The sequence below is a fragment of the Rhizobium sp. UBA1881 genome (assembly GCF_002338015.1).
Classification (GTDB): domain Bacteria; phylum Pseudomonadota; class Alphaproteobacteria; order Rhizobiales; family Rhizobiaceae; genus Rhizobium.
Map to the genome: position 1 here is coordinate 36,600 of NZ_DDHH01000135.1, position 16,911 is coordinate 53,510.

16 protein-coding genes are annotated in these 16,911 nt (G+C 60.2%); 13 read left to right on the forward strand and 3 right to left on the reverse strand.

Going from position 1 to position 16,911, the window contains the following annotated elements; genetic code table 11:
* Nucleotides 1-7 precede the first annotated feature (7 nt).
* The 13 genes from B3605_RS16660 to B3605_RS16720 all read left to right on the forward strand — a co-directional run bounded on the left by B3605_RS16660 (nt 8) and on the right by B3605_RS16720 (nt 13,426).
* Nucleotides 8-886: an alpha/beta fold hydrolase gene (locus B3605_RS16660; protein WP_112941215.1), complete on the forward strand. Its 879-nt coding sequence runs from the start codon at nt 8-10 to the stop codon at nt 884-886.
* Between the two features lie 5 nt (nt 887-891).
* Nucleotides 892-2,145, forward strand: coding sequence for a hydantoinase/carbamoylase family amidase (locus B3605_RS16665; RefSeq protein ID WP_296435129.1), 1,254 nt, complete (start codon nt 892-894; stop codon nt 2,143-2,145).
* Nucleotides 2,145-3,074 (forward strand): cupin domain-containing protein, encoded by a 930-nt coding sequence (locus B3605_RS16670; protein WP_162725115.1) that lies wholly within the window; start codon nt 2,145-2,147, stop codon nt 3,072-3,074. Before B3605_RS16665 ends, B3605_RS16670 begins: the two co-directional genes overlap by 1 nt.
* Nucleotides 3,074-4,012: a nucleoside hydrolase gene (locus B3605_RS16675; RefSeq protein WP_112941218.1), complete on the forward strand. Its 939-nt coding sequence runs from the start codon at nt 3,074-3,076 to the stop codon at nt 4,010-4,012. The genes B3605_RS16670 and B3605_RS16675 overlap by 1 nt, the downstream gene beginning before the upstream one ends.
* Nucleotides 4,013-4,376: 364 nt before the next feature.
* Nucleotides 4,377-5,312 (forward strand): ABC transporter ATP-binding protein, encoded by a 936-nt coding sequence (locus B3605_RS16680; protein WP_162725116.1) that lies wholly within the window; start codon nt 4,377-4,379, stop codon nt 5,310-5,312.
* A gap of 22 nt (nt 5,313-5,334) precedes the next feature.
* Nucleotides 5,335-6,114 carry a class II aldolase/adducin family protein gene (locus tag B3605_RS16685; protein ID WP_112819826.1) on the forward strand — a complete coding sequence of 260 codons (780 nt, stop codon included), beginning with the start codon at nt 5,335-5,337 and terminating at the stop codon, nt 6,112-6,114.
* Nucleotides 6,115-6,164: 50 nt separating this feature from the next.
* Nucleotides 6,165-7,190, forward strand: coding sequence for an ABC transporter substrate-binding protein (locus B3605_RS16690; RefSeq protein WP_296435136.1), 1,026 nt, complete (start codon nt 6,165-6,167; stop codon nt 7,188-7,190).
* A gap of 5 nt (nt 7,191-7,195) precedes the next feature.
* Nucleotides 7,196-7,984, forward strand: a complete 789-nt coding sequence (locus tag B3605_RS16695) for an ABC transporter permease (protein WP_112941221.1) — start codon at nt 7,196-7,198, stop codon at nt 7,982-7,984.
* Nucleotides 7,981-8,739 (forward strand): ABC transporter permease, encoded by a 759-nt coding sequence (locus B3605_RS16700; protein WP_112941222.1) that lies wholly within the window; start codon nt 7,981-7,983, stop codon nt 8,737-8,739. The genes B3605_RS16695 and B3605_RS16700 overlap by 4 nt, the downstream gene beginning before the upstream one ends.
* Before the next feature lie 7 nt (nt 8,740-8,746).
* Nucleotides 8,747-10,042, forward strand: coding sequence for an LLM class flavin-dependent oxidoreductase (locus B3605_RS16705; RefSeq protein WP_112941223.1), 1,296 nt, complete (start codon nt 8,747-8,749; stop codon nt 10,040-10,042).
* A gap of 18 nt (nt 10,043-10,060) precedes the next feature.
* Entirely contained in the window at nt 10,061-10,564 is a 504-nt protein-coding gene (locus tag B3605_RS16710) for a flavin reductase (RefSeq protein ID WP_112941257.1), read from the forward strand.
* An 89-nt stretch (nt 10,565-10,653) separates the two neighbouring features.
* Nucleotides 10,654-12,237 carry a Na+/H+ antiporter gene (locus tag B3605_RS16715; protein WP_112941224.1) on the forward strand — a complete coding sequence of 528 codons (1,584 nt, stop codon included), beginning with the start codon at nt 10,654-10,656 and terminating at the stop codon, nt 12,235-12,237.
* 148 nt (nt 12,238-12,385) lie between these two features.
* Nucleotides 12,386-13,426, forward strand: a complete 1,041-nt coding sequence (locus B3605_RS16720; RefSeq protein ID WP_296435141.1) for a zinc-dependent alcohol dehydrogenase family protein — start codon at nt 12,386-12,388, stop codon at nt 13,424-13,426.
* Nucleotides 13,427-13,641: 215 nt separating this feature from the next.
* Here the strand turns inward: B3605_RS16720 and B3605_RS16725 are convergent, their stop codons facing one another.
* From B3605_RS16725 to B3605_RS16735, 3 genes are read right to left on the reverse strand one after another with little or no spacing between them, the layout of a single operon-like run.
* Nucleotides 13,642-14,481 carry a TIGR01459 family HAD-type hydrolase gene (locus B3605_RS16725; RefSeq protein WP_296435143.1) on the reverse strand — a complete coding sequence of 280 codons (840 nt, stop codon included), beginning with the start codon at nt 14,479-14,481 and terminating at the stop codon, nt 13,642-13,644.
* Nucleotides 14,474-15,751 carry an FGGY-family carbohydrate kinase gene (locus B3605_RS16730; RefSeq protein WP_112941227.1) on the reverse strand — a complete coding sequence of 426 codons (1,278 nt, stop codon included), beginning with the start codon at nt 15,749-15,751 and terminating at the stop codon, nt 14,474-14,476. The genes B3605_RS16725 and B3605_RS16730 overlap by 8 nt, the downstream gene beginning before the upstream one ends.
* Nucleotides 15,748-16,830, reverse strand: coding sequence for a class II aldolase/adducin family protein (locus B3605_RS16735; protein ID WP_112941228.1), 1,083 nt, complete (start codon nt 16,828-16,830; stop codon nt 15,748-15,750). Before B3605_RS16735 ends, B3605_RS16730 begins: the two co-directional genes overlap by 4 nt.
* Nucleotides 16,831-16,911 lie beyond the last annotated feature (81 nt).

Here is a 16,911-nt window from a genome sequence, read left to right on the forward strand (position 1 = left end):
CTTTCAGATGTACGCGACCGCCAAGGATGGAACAAAGCTTTACTACGAGACGGCAGGAGAGGGCGGGACGCCGATCCTGTTCATCCACGAGTTCGGCGGCAACTACGATGCGTGGGAACCGCAGATGAGCTTCTTTGCCCGTCGTCACCGCTGCATCACCTATGCGGCCCGTGGCTATGCGCCATCCGATATTCCTGCGGATGTGGAGATGTATTCGCAGGCCAACGCCGCCGACGATGCAGTTGCCGTGCTCGATGCGCTCGGCATCGAGAAGGCACATATCGTCGGCCTGTCGATGGGCGGCTTCGCCACCCTGCATTTCGGCCTTCGCACGCCGGAGCGCGCGCTGTCGCTGACGGTTGCAGGTGCCGGTTACGGCACGGAGCGGGAAACGGCTGATTACTTCCGCAGTACCTCGCTGAAGGTTGCCGATAATTTCGAGAAGGATCCGGCCGGGTTCTCAACGATCTATTCGCTCGGCGCCAGCCGGGTTCAGTTCCAGAACAAGGATCCTCGCGGCTGGGCGGCTTTTGCCGAGCGCCTGTCGCATCACTCGGCTATCGGCGCCGCCAATACCATGCGCGGTGTCCAGTGCCGCCGCCCCTCCTTCTGGGATCTCGAAGAGCAGTTGAAGGCGATGATGGTGCCAACGCTGGTCATGACCGGCGACGAGGACGACCATTGCCTGCAGCCGTCGATCTACTTGAAGAAGATGCTGCCGGCCGCAGGTCTCGCCATCTTCCCAAAAACAGGTCACACCCTGAACCTCGAAGAGCCGATGCTGTTCAATTCCCTCGTGTCCGATTTCATCGCCCAGGTCGAGCAGGGCGCATGGAAGGTGCGCGATCCGCGTGCCGATCCCGGTCAGGTGATGCGGACGGAGTAAAAGACATGGTGAGGCCCGCAATCTCTCCCGACCGGCTCTGGACCCGCCTGATGGCGCTCGGCGAGGATGGCGCGCTGCCGGGAGGCGGCGTCAACCGGCAGGCACTGTCGGGTGAGGAAATACTGGCTTGGCGGCGGATCATTGCTTGGGGTGCCGAGGCTGGCCTCGAGGCTTCGACCGATCCGGCGGGCAATTTGTTTCTCACGCTCGAAGGATTACTTCCCCAACTGGCGCCTGTCGTCGCCGGCAGTCACATCGACAGCCAGCCGACAGGCGGTCTTTTTGATGGGGCCTTCGGCGTGCTCGCGGCCCTGGAGGCGGTGACCGCGATATCGGAAGCAGGCCTGACACCGGAGCGTTCCATCACGGTCGTCGGCTGGATGAATGAAGAGGGAAGTCGCTTCGCTCCCGGCATGATGGGCTCCGAACTCTTCGCCGGCCTGCGCACAACTGAGGACGTGATGGCGGTGCGCGATGCCGATGGCGTCAGCGTCGGCGATGCCCTTGGCGAGCTTCGTGCAGCGTTCCCCGCGCTGCCCCGTCGCGCGCTCGGCTTTCCCATTCACGCCTATATCGAGCCGCATATCGAGCAGGCCGATGTGCTGGAAACGCAAGGCGCCGTCATCGGCGTCGTTTCCGGCATCCAGGGCAAGAAAACCTACGACATCACGATCACCGGCCGCGAGGCGCATGCCGGCACCGAACCGATGAGCCGCCGGCAGGATACTGTGCAGGCGTTCGCGCGAATGGCGACGCGGATGCATGATGCGATGGCTGACGAGGATGTAATCAAGTTCACCATCGGCCGTGTCGTGGTCGAGCCTAATGCGCCGTCAGTCGTCCCGGCCAAGGTCATCTTCCGCATCGATCTGCGCCATCCCGACAATACGGTTTTGGAAGCGTGCGGCGCCCGCCTCGAGGAAATCGCACGCGAAGAAGCCGGCGCCTGCCGGGTCGAGATCCGTCGCCTCGTCGATGCGCCCTCGAACGATTTCGACGAAGGGCTGAAGCAGGCGATCCGGGTTTCCGCGGACCGGCGTGGTTTGTCGCGCTTGGACGTTCTTTCCGCAGCCGGACACGATGCCCGGCAGATGGCGCCGCTGACGCGGTCCGCCATGATATTCATTCCCTGCCGGGGCGGCATCAGCCACCACCCGGACGAATGGTCCGAACCGGATCATGTTGCAGCCGGGGCGTCCGTTCTTCTCGACCTGCTTCTGGAGGAAGCGGGTGTTTCGTTCAACAAAGGAGATGCATGATGAGCACAGCCAACGACATGGCCGAAATGCCGGTCCAACTGCCGCGTGAGCCTGCCAACGCGGCGGAGGCGCGCAGCCGCTATTTCAATTCCGGCAATGCCTTCAATATAAAGCTTCCGGCGGTGCCTGGGCACATCTTCATGGACGAGCCGGCTGAAGCGATGAAGATGGAGAAGACCGGCTTCATCAACTGCGACCAGTCCCAGCAGATGGAATGCGGCTTTGCCGCAACGACGCCACTGATGCTGGCGCGCTATGGTGTGGTCAAGGCCGGTGAAACACTGGATACGACACTCGTGAACACAGCGTCGATCTGGTACGTCATCAAGGGCAGTTCCAGCCTCGTTGTCGGTGACGAGACGGCGACGCTCGGCAAGGGCGATGTCTTCCTTCTGCCGGGTGGCATCAGGTCGGCGATCACTGCCAAGGATGATTGCGTCTTCTGGGCTGTCGGCAACGATCCGCAGCTGAAGTTCGACACCTCCGCGCCGGTCACCGGCAAGGAAGCCGCGGTGCAGTTCGTGCATTATCCGGCCGATGAAATCACACATCAGCTCGATGTGGTCTACAGCTCGAACGCCAATGCCTCGACATCCGGTCACGCACTGATCTTCTCGGCCGAGAAGACCGAAGCGGCCCGCAACATAACGCCGACCATGACGCTCTCGCTGAACACGCTGAAGCCGAAGAGCGCGCAGCCTCCGCACAAGCACAATTCGGCCGCCATCACGCTGGTCGTTGCCGGCGATCCCGCTTACTCCCTGGTTGCCGAAGAGAAATGCGACTGGTCGCCCTGGGCAACGCTGGTGACACCGGCCGCCGCCAAGCACAGCCATCACAATGATGGCAACACCCGCGCCGAGTTTTTGATCGTGCAGGATGGTGGGCTCTACTATCATGCCCGCACCATGGGATTCGAGTTCTACTGATGCGGCTGATTATCGATACCGATACCGCAGGGGATGATACCTATTCGCTGCTGCTGGCGATGAAGACGCCGGGGTCGACGCTAGAGGCGGTCACCGTCTGCGTCGGCAACGTGCCCTTCGACCAGCAGGTGGAAAACGCGCTGGCGACCATCGAGGCCGCCGGCTTCTCCGGAAAGGTTCCGGTTTACTGCGGCGCGCGCCGGCCGATGGTCAAGCCGTGGGAAGCATCCACCATGCACGGCAATGACGGGATGAGCGGCGCCAACCTTCCGATCGCCCGCCAGCGGCCCGAGACGATGCATGCCGTCGATGCGATCATCGAGAAGGTGATGGCGGAGCCCGGCGAGATAGACATCCTCGCCCAGGCGCCGCTGACCAACATCGCGTTGGCGGTGATGAAGGAGCCGCGTATCGCCGAGGCTGTTCGCCATCTCTGGATTATGGGTGGCACCGACAACTCGGTCGGCAACATCACGCCCTGCGCGGAATACAACTTCTTCATTGACCCGGAAGCGGCGAAGATCGTCTTCGAGGCGGGCTTCAACATCACGCTCTCGACCTGGACGCTCACCATGCGCTCCAGCCTGTTCGAAGCGGACCAGCTCGATGAAATCTTCGGCATGAAGACGCCGCTTTCGGAATTCTACCGCAAGGTTTCGGCTACGCCTCGCCAGACGGCAGAGGTGCGGTATGGTCGCCCCATCAGCACGCATCCCGACTCCCTGACCTGCGCCATGGCGCTTAATCCCGATCTGATCGAGATTGCGCGCGACGCGGTTGTCCGGATCGAGACCGCGGGTGAAATCACCCGGGGGTTCTCCGCCGTTCATCCGCCGGTTCTCGGTAATCGTTGGCCTGAGTTCAAGGTCAACGCCCGCGTTGTCGAGAAGGCGTCGAACAATGGTTTCTTCGAGATGATGAAGCGGGCGCTCTCCTAGGTCCAGGCTTTCTTTGTCAACTTTCGAGGACCGGGGACGATTTCGTTCCCGGTCTTTTTTGTGCAAGCGATCCGCCAAGGCGGCTATTTGCCGAGAGTTCGAACCTTGATGCCTGGTGGCTAAAAAATACACACGTCGTGCACAACAAATAGCACATCGAGAACACAAATATCCATTATATGCATGCACAAAACCTTAATCCTGTATAACCACTACGTCGAAGTGGAGCTTCTCAGCGCTGTGGCCGCTCCTTTCGTCGGCGGAGGTCTGTTTTTGAGGAAAAAAATACGGGGTTCTGCATCTGGCATGGGGCTTGCTTGTATTTCTTCGACGAAGATTTGCATACGTGACAGGAGTCGTGCTCATGACTGACAGGGCGATAACGCCAACGGAACTCTTCCCTCGTGGTTCGGCATCCGGCGCCATGGGGTTGATCGAGTTGCTGAAGCCGCAAAAGGCGCGGGCCGCCCTGCCGGCGCCTGCCTTGCTTGAATCCGGCGATCCGGTTGATGACGGAAAGCCACTCATCGAGTTGCGGAACGTCTCCAAGACCTTCGGCGCGACGAAGGCGCTGAGCGATCTCGAGGTGTCCATTCGCCCCGGCGAGCTGGTTACCGTGGTCGGCCCGTCCGGCTGCGGCAAGAGCACGCTCTTCAACATCCTTGCCGGTCTGGAAGAGCCTGATGCGGGTAATATCCTGCGCCTCAAGGGCGTCAGCTCCACGGCTTCCGATCTGCTCGGCAAGGTCTCGTTCATGCCGCAGCGCGATCTGCTGCTGCCGTGGCGCAATGTCATCGACAACGCCATCATCGCCCTTGAAATCGAGGGCATGCCGCGTGCGGAGGCGCGCAAGCTGGCAATGGACATGCTTCCCGAGTTCGGCCTCGCCGGCTTCGAGAAGCAGTATCCCAACCAGCTCTCCGGCGGCATGCGCCAGCGCGTGGCGCTGATGCGCACCTTCCTGTTCAAGCGCGACCTGATGCTGCTTGATGAACCGTTCGGCGCGCTCGATGCGCTCACCCGCACGATGATGCAGCGCTGGCTGCTCGATGTCTGGCAGAAGCACAAGCGTACGGTGCTGTTCATCACTCACGACGTCGACGAGGCGATTTTCCTCGGCGACCGCGTGCTGGTCATGACGGCGCGCCCGGGCAAGGTCAAGCTGGAACAGGTTGTAGATCTGCCACGTCCGCGCAAGGCCGATATCGTCACGTCTCCCGAATTCATTGCGCTGAAGAAGACCCTTCTCGAGGCAATCGAGGAGGAAAGCATGAAATCCTTCCAGGTCGCTGGGCACTGATTGAAGCATGAGGAAACAGATTATGACAGACCACTATTCGGGTCGCCCGGCCCATATCGCCGAAGACGAATGGAAGGCGCGCGTCGATCTCGCCGCCTGCTACCGCATGGTTGCCCGCCTCGGCATGGACGATCTGATCTACAACCACATCTCGATGCGCGTGCCTGGCCACGAGGATCAGTTCCTTCTGAACCCCTACGGCTTCCTGTTCGAGGAGATCACTGCGTCGAGCCTGGTGAAGATCGACATAGAGGGCAACAAGCTCGACGACACGCCCTATACGGTCAACAAGGCCGCCTTCGTCATCCACGGCGCGCTGCACAAGTCGAGCCACGATGCCGTTTGCGTGCTGCACACACACTCCGATTCCAGCGTCGCGGTATCGTGCCAGAAGGACGGCCTGCTGCCGCTCAGCCAGTTTGCCATGCGCTTCTATCAGCGCCAGGCTTTCCACGCCTATGAGGGCGTCGCCATCGATCTGGCAGAGCAGGAGCGCCTTATCAGCCATCTCGGTGGTAACAAAGTGATGCTGATGCGCAATCACGGCATCCTCACCATCGGCCGCACGCCCGGCGAAGCCTTCATGCTGCTCTACTATTTCGAGCGCGCCGCGCGCATCCAGCTCGATCTTCAGGCTGCGAGCGCTTCGGGTGCCGAGCTCGTCATCCCCCCGCACGATGTTTGCGAGAAGGCGGCACGCCAGTTCTGGGAGAGCAAGGGCGACATTCTTATTGCCGGCGAACGGGAGTGGCCGGCGTTCCTGCGCCAGCTGGACAGGGAAGGCTCTGACTTCCGGCAGTAAGCACATCAATGGGAGGGCAACGACAAGTCACGACGATAAAAGAGGGTTTCATGCTTAACAGACGTAACGTGATCGCAGCATTTGCTGCCGCCGCCATAACGCTTCCGGCACTCGGCATGGGTGCCGCTCCGGCCGCCGCGCAGGATATGGCCGATGCCAGCCTGCGCCTGAAGTGGCTTACACAGGCTCAGTTCGCCGGCTTCTATGTCGCTCTCGAAAAGGGCTACTACAAGGATGAAGGCATCAACCTTACCATCAATCCTGGTGGACCGAACCTTCTGACCGAAAACCTCGTCGCGACCGGCGCCGATACCTTCGGTCTCTCCGGCGGCACCGACAGCGTGTTCGCCGGACGCGACAAGGGCCTGCCGATCGTCTGCATCGGCGTTGCCCACCAGCTCACGCCGTTCGTCTTCGTTTCGCACAAGGACGGGGCGGTTCAAAGCGTCGCCGATTTCAAGGGCAAGAAGATCACCACCTGGTTCACCGGCGCCAATCACGTGCTTTCGGCCATGCTGTCGAAGGCCGGCATCGATCCGAAGGAAGCCGATATCCAGCCCCAGCAGGTTTCCGTCACCCCCTTCGTCGATAAGCAGGTCGATGTCGTGACCGCCACCCGCTACAACGAGCTCTACGTCATCAACCAGCGCGTCGGTAAGGAAAACCTCAACCTCTTCGTGCCCGAGGACAGCGGCGTCTCCTTCCCGCGCGATACGCTGATCGTTTCCGAACAGACCGCCGCCGAAAAGCCTGAACTCGTCGAGAAGTTCCTGCGCGCCAGCGTCAAGGGCTGGAAGGAAGCCTTCGCCAACGAGAAGGAAGCGATCGACATCATCATGAAGATCGCCCCTACGCTCGACCGTGCCCAGCAGGAATTCATGCTGTCGGAGATCAAGACGCTGATGACGGCAGGCAAGGCTTCGACCGACGGCATCTTCACGATCGACAAGGCAGCCGTCGGCTCGGCCAACGATCTGCTTGCCAAGTATGGCGTGATCTCCAAGCCCGTCGATCTCGACAGGGCGTTCAACGCCTCCTTCATCGACAAGATCCCGGCCGAGGAACGACGCCTGTGACTGGAATGAATGCATCCGCGACAAGCCTGCCCGTCTTTACGACGGGCAGGATCTACGCCGCGGTAAAGCCTATCCTGTGGCTGGCCTTAGGACTGTTGGCGATCGAAGTGATCGTCATGGCCTTCGGCATCCGCCCCTATTATCTGCCGCGCCCAAGCGCCATTGCCGCCAACATCATGGCGACACCCGGCGCCTATCTTGCCGGACTGTGGCGGACCTTCCTTGAGACGGCGCTCGGCTTCGTCGCCGGCAGCCTGTTCGGCGTGGCGGTCGCGGTCGTCTTCCATCGCTGGACGGCGCTTCGCGAACTGTTCTTTCCGCTCTTCATCGTCTCGCAGACCATTCCGGTCATTGCCTTCGGCGCCGTGGTCGTGCTCTGGTTCGGCAACACGCTGTTGGCCAAGGCGGTGATCTCCTTCTACGTCAGCTTCCTGCCGGTGACGGTCAACGCCATCCTCGGCTTTTCATCGGTCGATCCGAAGCAGGTTCAACTGATGCGCAGCTTCGGCGCCAGGGACGGACAGATCTTGCGGCGCATTTATCTGCCGGCCGCCTTGCCGCAGATCTTCGTCGCTCTGAAGCTCGCCTCTTCGCTGGCCCTCGTCGGTGCGATCGTGGGCGAATGGTTCGGCGACACGACCGGCCTCGGCGTGCTGCTGCTGCAGGCGATGTACAATGAAAACGTCGTCGGCATTTGGGCAACCATCGTCGTCTCTGCCTGTCTCGGGATGGGGCTCTACGGCGCCGTGTCCGTTGCGGAGCGCCATGTCGTTTTCTGGGGGATCGAGAAATGAGCACTCAACGCACGGACACCCTGCGCCAGATCGGGCGCGGCATCGCGGGCGCGCTGCTCATCGCCGTCATATGGGAACTGTCGGCGCGCGGCTTCAATCTTCCTGCCTATGTGCTTCCGTCGGTCTCCAGCATCCTTTCCGGACTGGTATCGGATGCGGGCAATCTTCTCGATGCCACCGCCTTTACCGCGGGTGAGGCCATCGCCGGATATGTGATCGGCTGCGCCATCGGCATGTCGCTTGCGGTCCTCGTCACCATCATCCCGGCTGCGCGCGGCGTTGTCCTGCCGCTGGCGACCGCCATCAACTCGGTTCCCGTCGTCGCCTATTCGCCACTCGTCTTGCTTTGGTTTGGCATGGGCATGACGTCGAAGGTGGTGATGGTGGCAATCGCTGTGTCCTTCACGATTTTTCTCAGCACCATTGCCGGCCTCGACCGGATCGATCGCAAGACTGTCGATCTCATCCGCTCGTTTGGCGCGGGACAGTTTGCCATCGTTTGGCGGCTGCGCCTCCCGACCGCGCTACCGCTGATTATCGCCGGCATGCGCGTCTCCACCGTGCGCAGCGTTCTGGTGGCCATCGTCACCGAGATGCTCGGCGCTTACGGAGGCCTTGGCTGGGTCATCTATCAGGCGGTGCTGCAGATCGACTTCATCAAGGTCTGGGCAGCCATCATCGTCGCCTCGACGATCAGCCTCGTGTTCTTCGGCGCGATCAGCTTCGTCGAGCGCCGTTACGTCTTCTGGAGATAAGCACAGCATGACACGCAAGATTCACTTCGGCCTGTTTCTTCTCGGGACCGGCAGCCATGTCGCCGGTTGGCGGATGCCTGGAGCAATCGACAGTTTCCAGGATATTGACCAGGTTCGCGCGATCGCGCAGGACGCCGAGCGCGGTCTGTTCGACATGATCTTCATGGGCGACAACCTGCACGCAGATCCAGCCGCCCACCCCTCCTACACGGCGCGGCTCGAGCCGCTGACGCTGCTATCGGCAATTGCCGGTGCGACGAAGCACATCGGGCTCGGTGCCACCGTCTCGACCACCTACAGCGACCCGTTTACGGTCGCCCGCGTCTTTGCGTCACTTGATCATCTCAGCGGCGGTCGTGCGGCCTGGAATGCGGTGACGACGGCAAATCCGACGGCGGCGGCGAATTTCGGCACCATCCATCCCGATCATGCCAAGCGCTACGAGATCGCTGAGGAATTTTTGACGGTTGTGCGTGGTTTATGGGACTGCTGGGCGGATGACGCGATCGCAGCCGATCGTGAAACCGGGCTTTATATCGATCCGGCCAAGGTTCGCTGCCTCGATCACGAGGGCGCGCATTTCAAGGTCAAGGGTCCGCTGAACATCGGTCGCGCGCCGCAGGGACAACCGATCATCCTGCAGGCTGGCGGCTCGGGCCCTGGTCAGGAACTGGCGGCCAAATCGGCGGATGTCGTTTTTTCGGTCACGCAGGATCTCGACGAGGCGCGCAACTTCTACCGGTCCGTCAAGGATCGCCTGCCGAACTACGGGCGTACCGAAGACAGCATGGTCGTGCTGCCCGGCGTGATGCCAATCGTCGGCCGCACGGAGCGCGAGGCGCACGACAAGCTCGCAGCGTTGCAGGGCTTCATCAGCGAAACCAATGCCCTGTCGCTGCTGTCAGATCGTTTCGGTATCGACATGAGCGTCTACGACCTCGACGGTCCTGTCCCCATCGATCTGAAACCATCCGACAACTACCACGCCTTCGCCAAGGTCATGCTTGACAAGGCACGCCGCGAGGATATGCGACTGCGGGACGTCTATAACCTCATGGCCGCTGCACGCGGGCATTGGGTTCTCTGCGGGACGCCCGAACATATCGCCGACACACTCGAGACCTGGTTTACAACTGGGGCCGCCGACGGTTTCAACGTCATGCCGTCGCACTTCCCCGATGGCTTGACCGATTTCGTCGACATGGTCGTGCCGATCCTGCAGCATCGCGGCCTCTATCGTACCGAATATGAGGGCACAACGCTGCGCGATCGGATGGGCTTGAAGCGACCGGAACGGATTTAGGAGCCGGAGATGGGGATCATGGGGCACAATTTCGAGACCGTGGAAAGCACTCTGTTCCGCCACGGCATGTCGCGTCTCGGCGCGGCGGTTAACATCGTAACGACGCGGGCCGTCGACGGGCCTTGCGGCTTTACTGCATCGGCGGTGTGCAGTGTCAGTGATACGCCCGCTACGCTTCTAGCCTGTATCAACAGGACGAATTCCTGTTTTCCTGCCTTTGAAACCGCGCGTTTCTTCTGTGTCAACACGCTCGCCCCGAACCATGAAGCGCTGTCCAACCTTTTCGGCGGCAAGACGGCGATGACCGAGCGCTTCGCAACGGGCAGCTGGGTTGAAGGCAAGACTGGCGCGCCGGTGCTTGAGGACGCTCTTGTCAGTTTCGAATGCGAGCTTGCACACGCGGTCGATCAGGGGACACATCGAGTATTGTTTGGGCGCGTACTTGGCCTGAGCGCTGGCGGCAATCAGGAGGCGCTTCTTTATTGCGCGAGGAGATACTTGAAGGTGGGCGCTCCAAGCTAATAAAGGCAAGTTTGCTTGATCCAAGCCAGGATGTTGCCTTTCCATGAGGTTCGTCATCTTATGTCTCGGCCATTGTGGTGGGGAGACCTATGGACAGCACGCATCTCTTTGAACTTGTGATCGCAATGTTTGTGGCGATCATCGCGCTTCATTACATTGCACATCGGTTAGGATTGCCTCCATCCGTGGCGCTTCTGGCCGGTGGTGCAATTCTAGCCTTCCTTCCGGGCCTGCCGGCGATCACTGTCGATCCAGAACTTGTGCTGGTCATATTTCTTCCGCCCTTGCTGTTCGACGGTGCTTGGTCAATAGCGGTCGAGCGGCTGCGTCGTCACATGCTCGGCATCGCCTCGCTTGCTATCGGCGCTGTGTTTTTCACCACAGCTGTAATCGCCGTCATCGTTCATTTGTTGATGCCGTCGCTGCCGTGGGCCGCGTGCGCGGCATTGGGTGCAATTGTTTCGCCGCCCGATGCCGTGTCGGCGCGCGCGGTTCTAGAGCGCGTCAAGCTGCCGCGCCGCCTCCAGATACTGCTTGAAGGCGAAAGTCTACTCAACGACGCAAGTGGTCTCGTTCTCTTCCGGTTCGCCGTGGCAACCGTGGCAACCGGGACCTTCAGCGCGTTTGACGCTGTTGGCACATTCACGCTGCTGGCTGCAGGAGGTGTCGCCGTTGGCGTTGTGGTGGGAACGATCTGGGTCAAGCTCATTCGTCGATTGCGAGATGATTACCTGATCATCGCCTCCACGGCATTGCTTTCCTGGGTTGCCTACCTTCTTGGTGAGCAGCTTCACGTGTCCGGCGTCATCGCCACCGTCACGACCGGCCTGATCGCGTCCTGGCATCATCACACGGTTTTTTCGGCTGCAACGCGTATGCGCGGAACGTCGTTCTGGACGGTCGTCATTTTCCTGATGGAAGCTGCAGTTTTCATCTTGATCGGCCTGTCTCTGAGGGACGTTATCGAGCGTGGCGGCGGCTTCGGTGCGGTAATTGAATCGATGGCGTTTCCGGCTGTCGTTGTTCTTCTTGCGCTGGTGCTGGCGCGCTTCACGTGGGTGTTTGCCGCCGATCTCATTGTCCGGCTGTGCAACTCGGCTGGCCTTGCAAGGACCCTTCCTCTGGGGTTTGGAGGCGCATCCGTGCTTGGTTGGGCAGGTGTTCGTGGTGTCGTCACGCTGGCGCTCGCGCTGAGTTTGCCAGAAGACTTTCCAGAGCGAGACTTCATCTTGATCACGGCCTTCGTGGTGATCGCAGGCACAGTGCTCATACAGGGCACGACGCTCGGCAGGGTGATTGCCTGGGCGGGTCTGGGGGAGGCGGAAACAGAACGCGCCCCGATGACCATGAGCCAGGCCGAGGCTGCGATGGCGCAGGTGCAATTCTCGACCGTTCAGGGCCTGGCCTACGATGAGGCCGGCACGTTGATCCACCCGCAACTGCTGAAACGATACGAACACCGCGCAACCGCGATCATCGACTACGCGGCCCGTACGGAAGACTATGCACCGATGCTGCAGGCACATTTCGACGTGGTTCTCGCGGCTGTTGCGGCTGGCCGCAGAGAACTCATTCGTCTTCATCGCGCGGGTGAGATCGATGACGAGACCCTGCGTGAGCTCGAACGCGACCTCGATCTTGAAGAATTGAGCTCGATCTCGGCGAAGGCGTGAGACTAGGATGATCAGGCTCGCTCATACGCCCCTTGGAACAGGCAGGCTTTGTAAGTGCAGGAAGATTGTTATAGCGTTGACAACGCGATCATGCGCTCCGACGCCGTGCAAGATCGGGCGGATATTATGAAGTTCGAGGGAATGTTCTATGAAGGCTATGTACTACGAAGCGTTCGAACAGACGCCAGAGATCCGGACGCTTCCCGATCCGGAGCCAACCTTCGGGGGCGTGGTGATCAAGGTCGGCGCAACGGGACTATGCCGCAGCGATTGGCACGGCTGGAAGGGGCATGATCCGGATATCCAGCTGCCGCATGTGCCCGGCCATGAACTGGCCGGCAAAGTGGTAGCAACAGGTAAGGGGGTCATGCGCTTCAAGGTCGGCGATCGTGTGACCGTGCCTTTCGTCTCGGGTTGCGGCCATTGCGCGCAATGCCATTCTGGCAACCAGCAGGTCTGCCCCAGCCAGTTCCAGCCCGGCTTCACTCACTGGGGATCGTTCGCCGAGTATGTGGCGATCGACTACGCCGATACCAACCTCGTTATTCTGCCGGCAGACATCGACGATGCGACAGCTGCCAGTCTAGGCTGCCGGTTCGCCACTTCTTTTCGTGCGGTTGCCGATCAGGCACGTACCGGCCCCGGTGACTGGGTAGCGGTGCATGGCTGCGGCGGCGTCGGCCTGTCGGCAATCATGATTGCCACTGCGCTTGGCGCCAACGTTGTCGGTATCGACCTGACCGAAGACAAGCTGGCACTCGCTCGAAAATGCGGCGCAGTCGCGACCATCAATGCTGGGAGTGGACAGGATGTGGTGGAGGCCGTGCGTGAGATCACAAAGGGCGGCGCGCATGTCTCGATCGACGCGCTCGGTCATCCGACAACTTGCTTCAATTCGATCAAGAACCTTCGTCGCCGCGGCCGCCATGTGCAGGTCGGTCTGATGCTTGGCGAACACGCGACGCCGCAGATCCCGATGGCGCAGGTGATCGGCCATGAGCTGGAGATCTATGGTAGCCACGGCATGCAGGCCTGGAGATATGACGCCATGCTGGCGATGATCACCTCGGGCAAGATGGAGCCCCGCCAGCTGATCTCGAAACGGATCGGCCTTCAGGAGGCCATTCCTGAGTTGATGACAATGGACAAGGCCGAAACCCCAGGTATTGCAGTCATCACTAGCTTCTAGGCCATCTGTGTGGGCACGGACGTTGATTGTGCTGGCAAGGCGAAAAACGTCCTAGCCGCGAGGTTTTCGATTTCTTGGATCGTTTGCCATTTCGCTAACGTTCGCTTTGGTGAACCCGCTATCGGGGCCGACATTCAATTGTGTCGAGAGGAACCTAAGGGAGCTGCGGGCTACGTTGCCTCGTAGAGAGGCGGACCACCAAACACGAGAGATCGTTAGAGCGTAAATTGGTTTATAACGAAGTCTGGATGGGCGGACAGGGCTCCCGATAGCGCGCCTAGATCGTTTTCGGTCATCTCAGCCAAAATGCCCGTTCGGACTAGTGCTGAAGGAATACGTGCCATCTGTGCGCCGAGAATGTCGTGTTCCAAGCTATCGCCAATACATAAGACACCGCTGCGGTCGGTTACGCCTGCGACACGCAAGGCATGGTCGTAAATCTCGGGGTATGGTTTGCCAAGCCAACGCACGTCGCCACCAAGTTCCTCGTAGAGCTTTGCGATGCTTCCGGCTCCCGGTGCGATCCGTCCTTCATTCAGTTTGTGGATGTCGGGATTTGTGCAGTAGCAGGGTATCTGTCGTTCAGCAGCGGGACGAAGAATCTTTCGGTATTCATCCATCGAGATACGCTCTGCTTCACTGCCCGAAATGATAACAACGTCGGCATCGCGAGCGGTACCTGAAGACACCAGGCCTAGACGGTCAGCCAGATTGCTATCTCCGCCGCTCGAAACAGTGAAGCAGCGTGCGGATTTCGTCAAAGGCGAGTTATCGCGCGAGAGAAGCTCAAACGCGACATCGCCAGACGTGACGAAGTGCTCGAAGCTGTTCGCCGCAAAGCCAAGCCTGATCAGGCGCTCGGAATTGTAGTCGCCGCTTCGACCTGAATTAGAAAGGATTATGATCCGCTTTCCATGTGATGCCAGCGTCGACAATGCGGAGATGGCGCCTTCGTAGGGTCCGACGTCGTCGCGAAGTACGCCGAATTGATCAACGAAGAACACATCATAAGCCTGCGCCAACGCTGCGAGGTCGGTTCGAGACGGGCTAAACATGCTCACCTCTATTAGCTAGAACAAGTGCGGCGGCTCCGACAGCCGCCTCCACGGATATCGCGGGCAATGGCTCGATCCCCATTGCGCGGGCTCTCATGGCACTCCAAACCGGATTTCGTGCGCCGCCTCCCACCGTGCGTAGGCTGGTCAACGTCGGGGAACCCAGTTCACGCAAGCGATCGTAACCCTGGCGCTCGATATCCGTCATTCCCTCGAGCAGCGCCTGAAGGAAAGTGGCATCATCGGTGGGCCGGGGCTCGAGCCTTGGCAAATAGTGGGGATCGTTTATCGGAAAACGCTCGCCTGCCCTGAGAAGCGGGTAGAGACCTAAACCCAGTGGCTGGTCGGGATTGATTGTGCCTGTCAGGTCTGCCAGGCGCTCATCGCCGATCAACGCACGCAAAACGTTCCCGCCGCTGTTTGATGCGCCGCCGACCAGCCAGAAGTCGCCCACCCGGTGTGAGTAGACTCCGTACGCCGGCGCATTGATCGGTCGATCGGATGCCAACTTCAGCACGATCGTCGAACCAAGCGCCGTGACAGCGTCACCAACGACGGATGCTCCGGTGGCGAGGAACGATGCGCATCCGTCAGTAGTACCTGCGTGATACCAAGCAGTTTCCGGAACACCCAGTTGACGGAGATATCCTGATACTCGGGCAACTCTCGTGCCCGCCCGGTAAACTTGAGGCAGTCTCGTGGTGTCCATGCCGGCCGTTTCGATCCAGGCTGGCCAGTCCTGCGAGTCGAGGTCGAAGCCTGACTTGAGCGCGTTGTTTTCATCGCTGATCCGCCCGGGGCATCCCAGCTTCATGAGGATCCAATCCGCCTGGTGTACCACGGCGTCAACGTCTCGCTTGCGCGATAGGTAAATGGCGCGGGCCAAGCCGGAATTTGCCCCGATCGCCGTTGCGCCCGGAGGAGCGTGTTTTGAGATGCGGTTGACGATCTCGGCGTCAGGGCACGGCTCATTGTACATGAGCACCGATCCTGTAGCCTCGTTCGAAGCGTCCAACGAAAGAACAGAGCCGGATGTCCCGTCAACGGCGATACCCTTGACGGCACTGAGATTTGTTCCCGCAGCGAGGTGCTCGATCGCCTCTTTCACCCTAAGCCACCAGGCAGCCGGTTGCCGCAGTTCTTCATCGGATCTGAATGGCGCTGCGGCGAACGCCACAGAGTTACCATCGGCGTCTACCGCAGCGGCACGAGCGCCAGATGTTCCGATATCGATTCCGATGGCGGCGGCGGGTCCGGAATTCGCTGTCACGCTCTCTGCCTCGCCGATCCACGATCTAGCGCCTGTCGATATTGCTCGGCTTCCCAGTTCGTCAGCTCGTATTCATCGCTTTCGGACAGGTAGACCACATTGCTTTCACTGGGGATGCGGCCAACCACCTCGGCCAAGCAGCGTGCCATCACTTCACCGCCAGCGGTCAATGAGCTCGACAATAGAACGCCTTTGTCTGGGACAATCAACATCTTCGGCACGTCTCGGCCCTCGTTGTGCAAGGCAGCTTGGAAATCTGCCGCGCTTTGGCCGTCCTGCAGCACGCCGATCTCGGTTCCGAGGAAGATCACATGGTCGGGATACAGGGATCCCCCCAAGGCGATTGCCCGGTTGACCTCGGACAATGCGACCGCATGACTTTCGTGGTCTCGCGCAGGATGGAATCCGGACCCTTCGGCAATGGCGTCGAGTGTCGCGAGATCGGGGCTGATCGTCTCGCGTGTGACCCCAGCCAGTGCTTTCGTAACGCGTTCAATCCTGTCCGCAACTTCCTCGAGGGTGTCACCACATACGATGATCCCGTGATTGAACAGAATCAAGACATCCGGTCGAGACGCAGCCGCCTTTTCGATTTCCTTCGCCAACGGGGTTCCGGGGCGTCGGTAGGGGATGGTCACCCATGTGAGGTCCGCAACGGTCCGCATCCGATGCGCTAACTCAATGTCGCGGTTCTCAAGAACTGCGAGTGCGATGGCATTGACACAGTGATAGTGCGCAACGACGGGGTTTTTGATCGCTGCGTGGAAGCTTGTCTCGATGGAAGGCCTGAGCCCGCTTGAGTTCAGTTCGCTTACTATGAAATCTGTTGATTTTTCCGCGCGGGGGTCTCCGTCGCGTAATGCAGAGACGAGTGGGTCCACAACCACTGGAACCATAATGTCCTCGGCCTCGGCTTTGGCGAGCCAAGTGCCAGAAGCCTTCACCCACATGACACCATCATCTTTGATCGACGTGTTTCCACCAGCGCCTTGGGTCTTCAGGATGTCGCTTCCGATCTCGCTGGAAAGCCGGAGGAACTCCTTGAACACGTTCGTTTCCCTTGGGTCTGGTCGATCCATGAATGCTTCCTCCTGACGATTGTCGCCCAGTGATGAGCGAACTCTGGCTCAACCATATAAATGTGATCGAATATCGTCAAC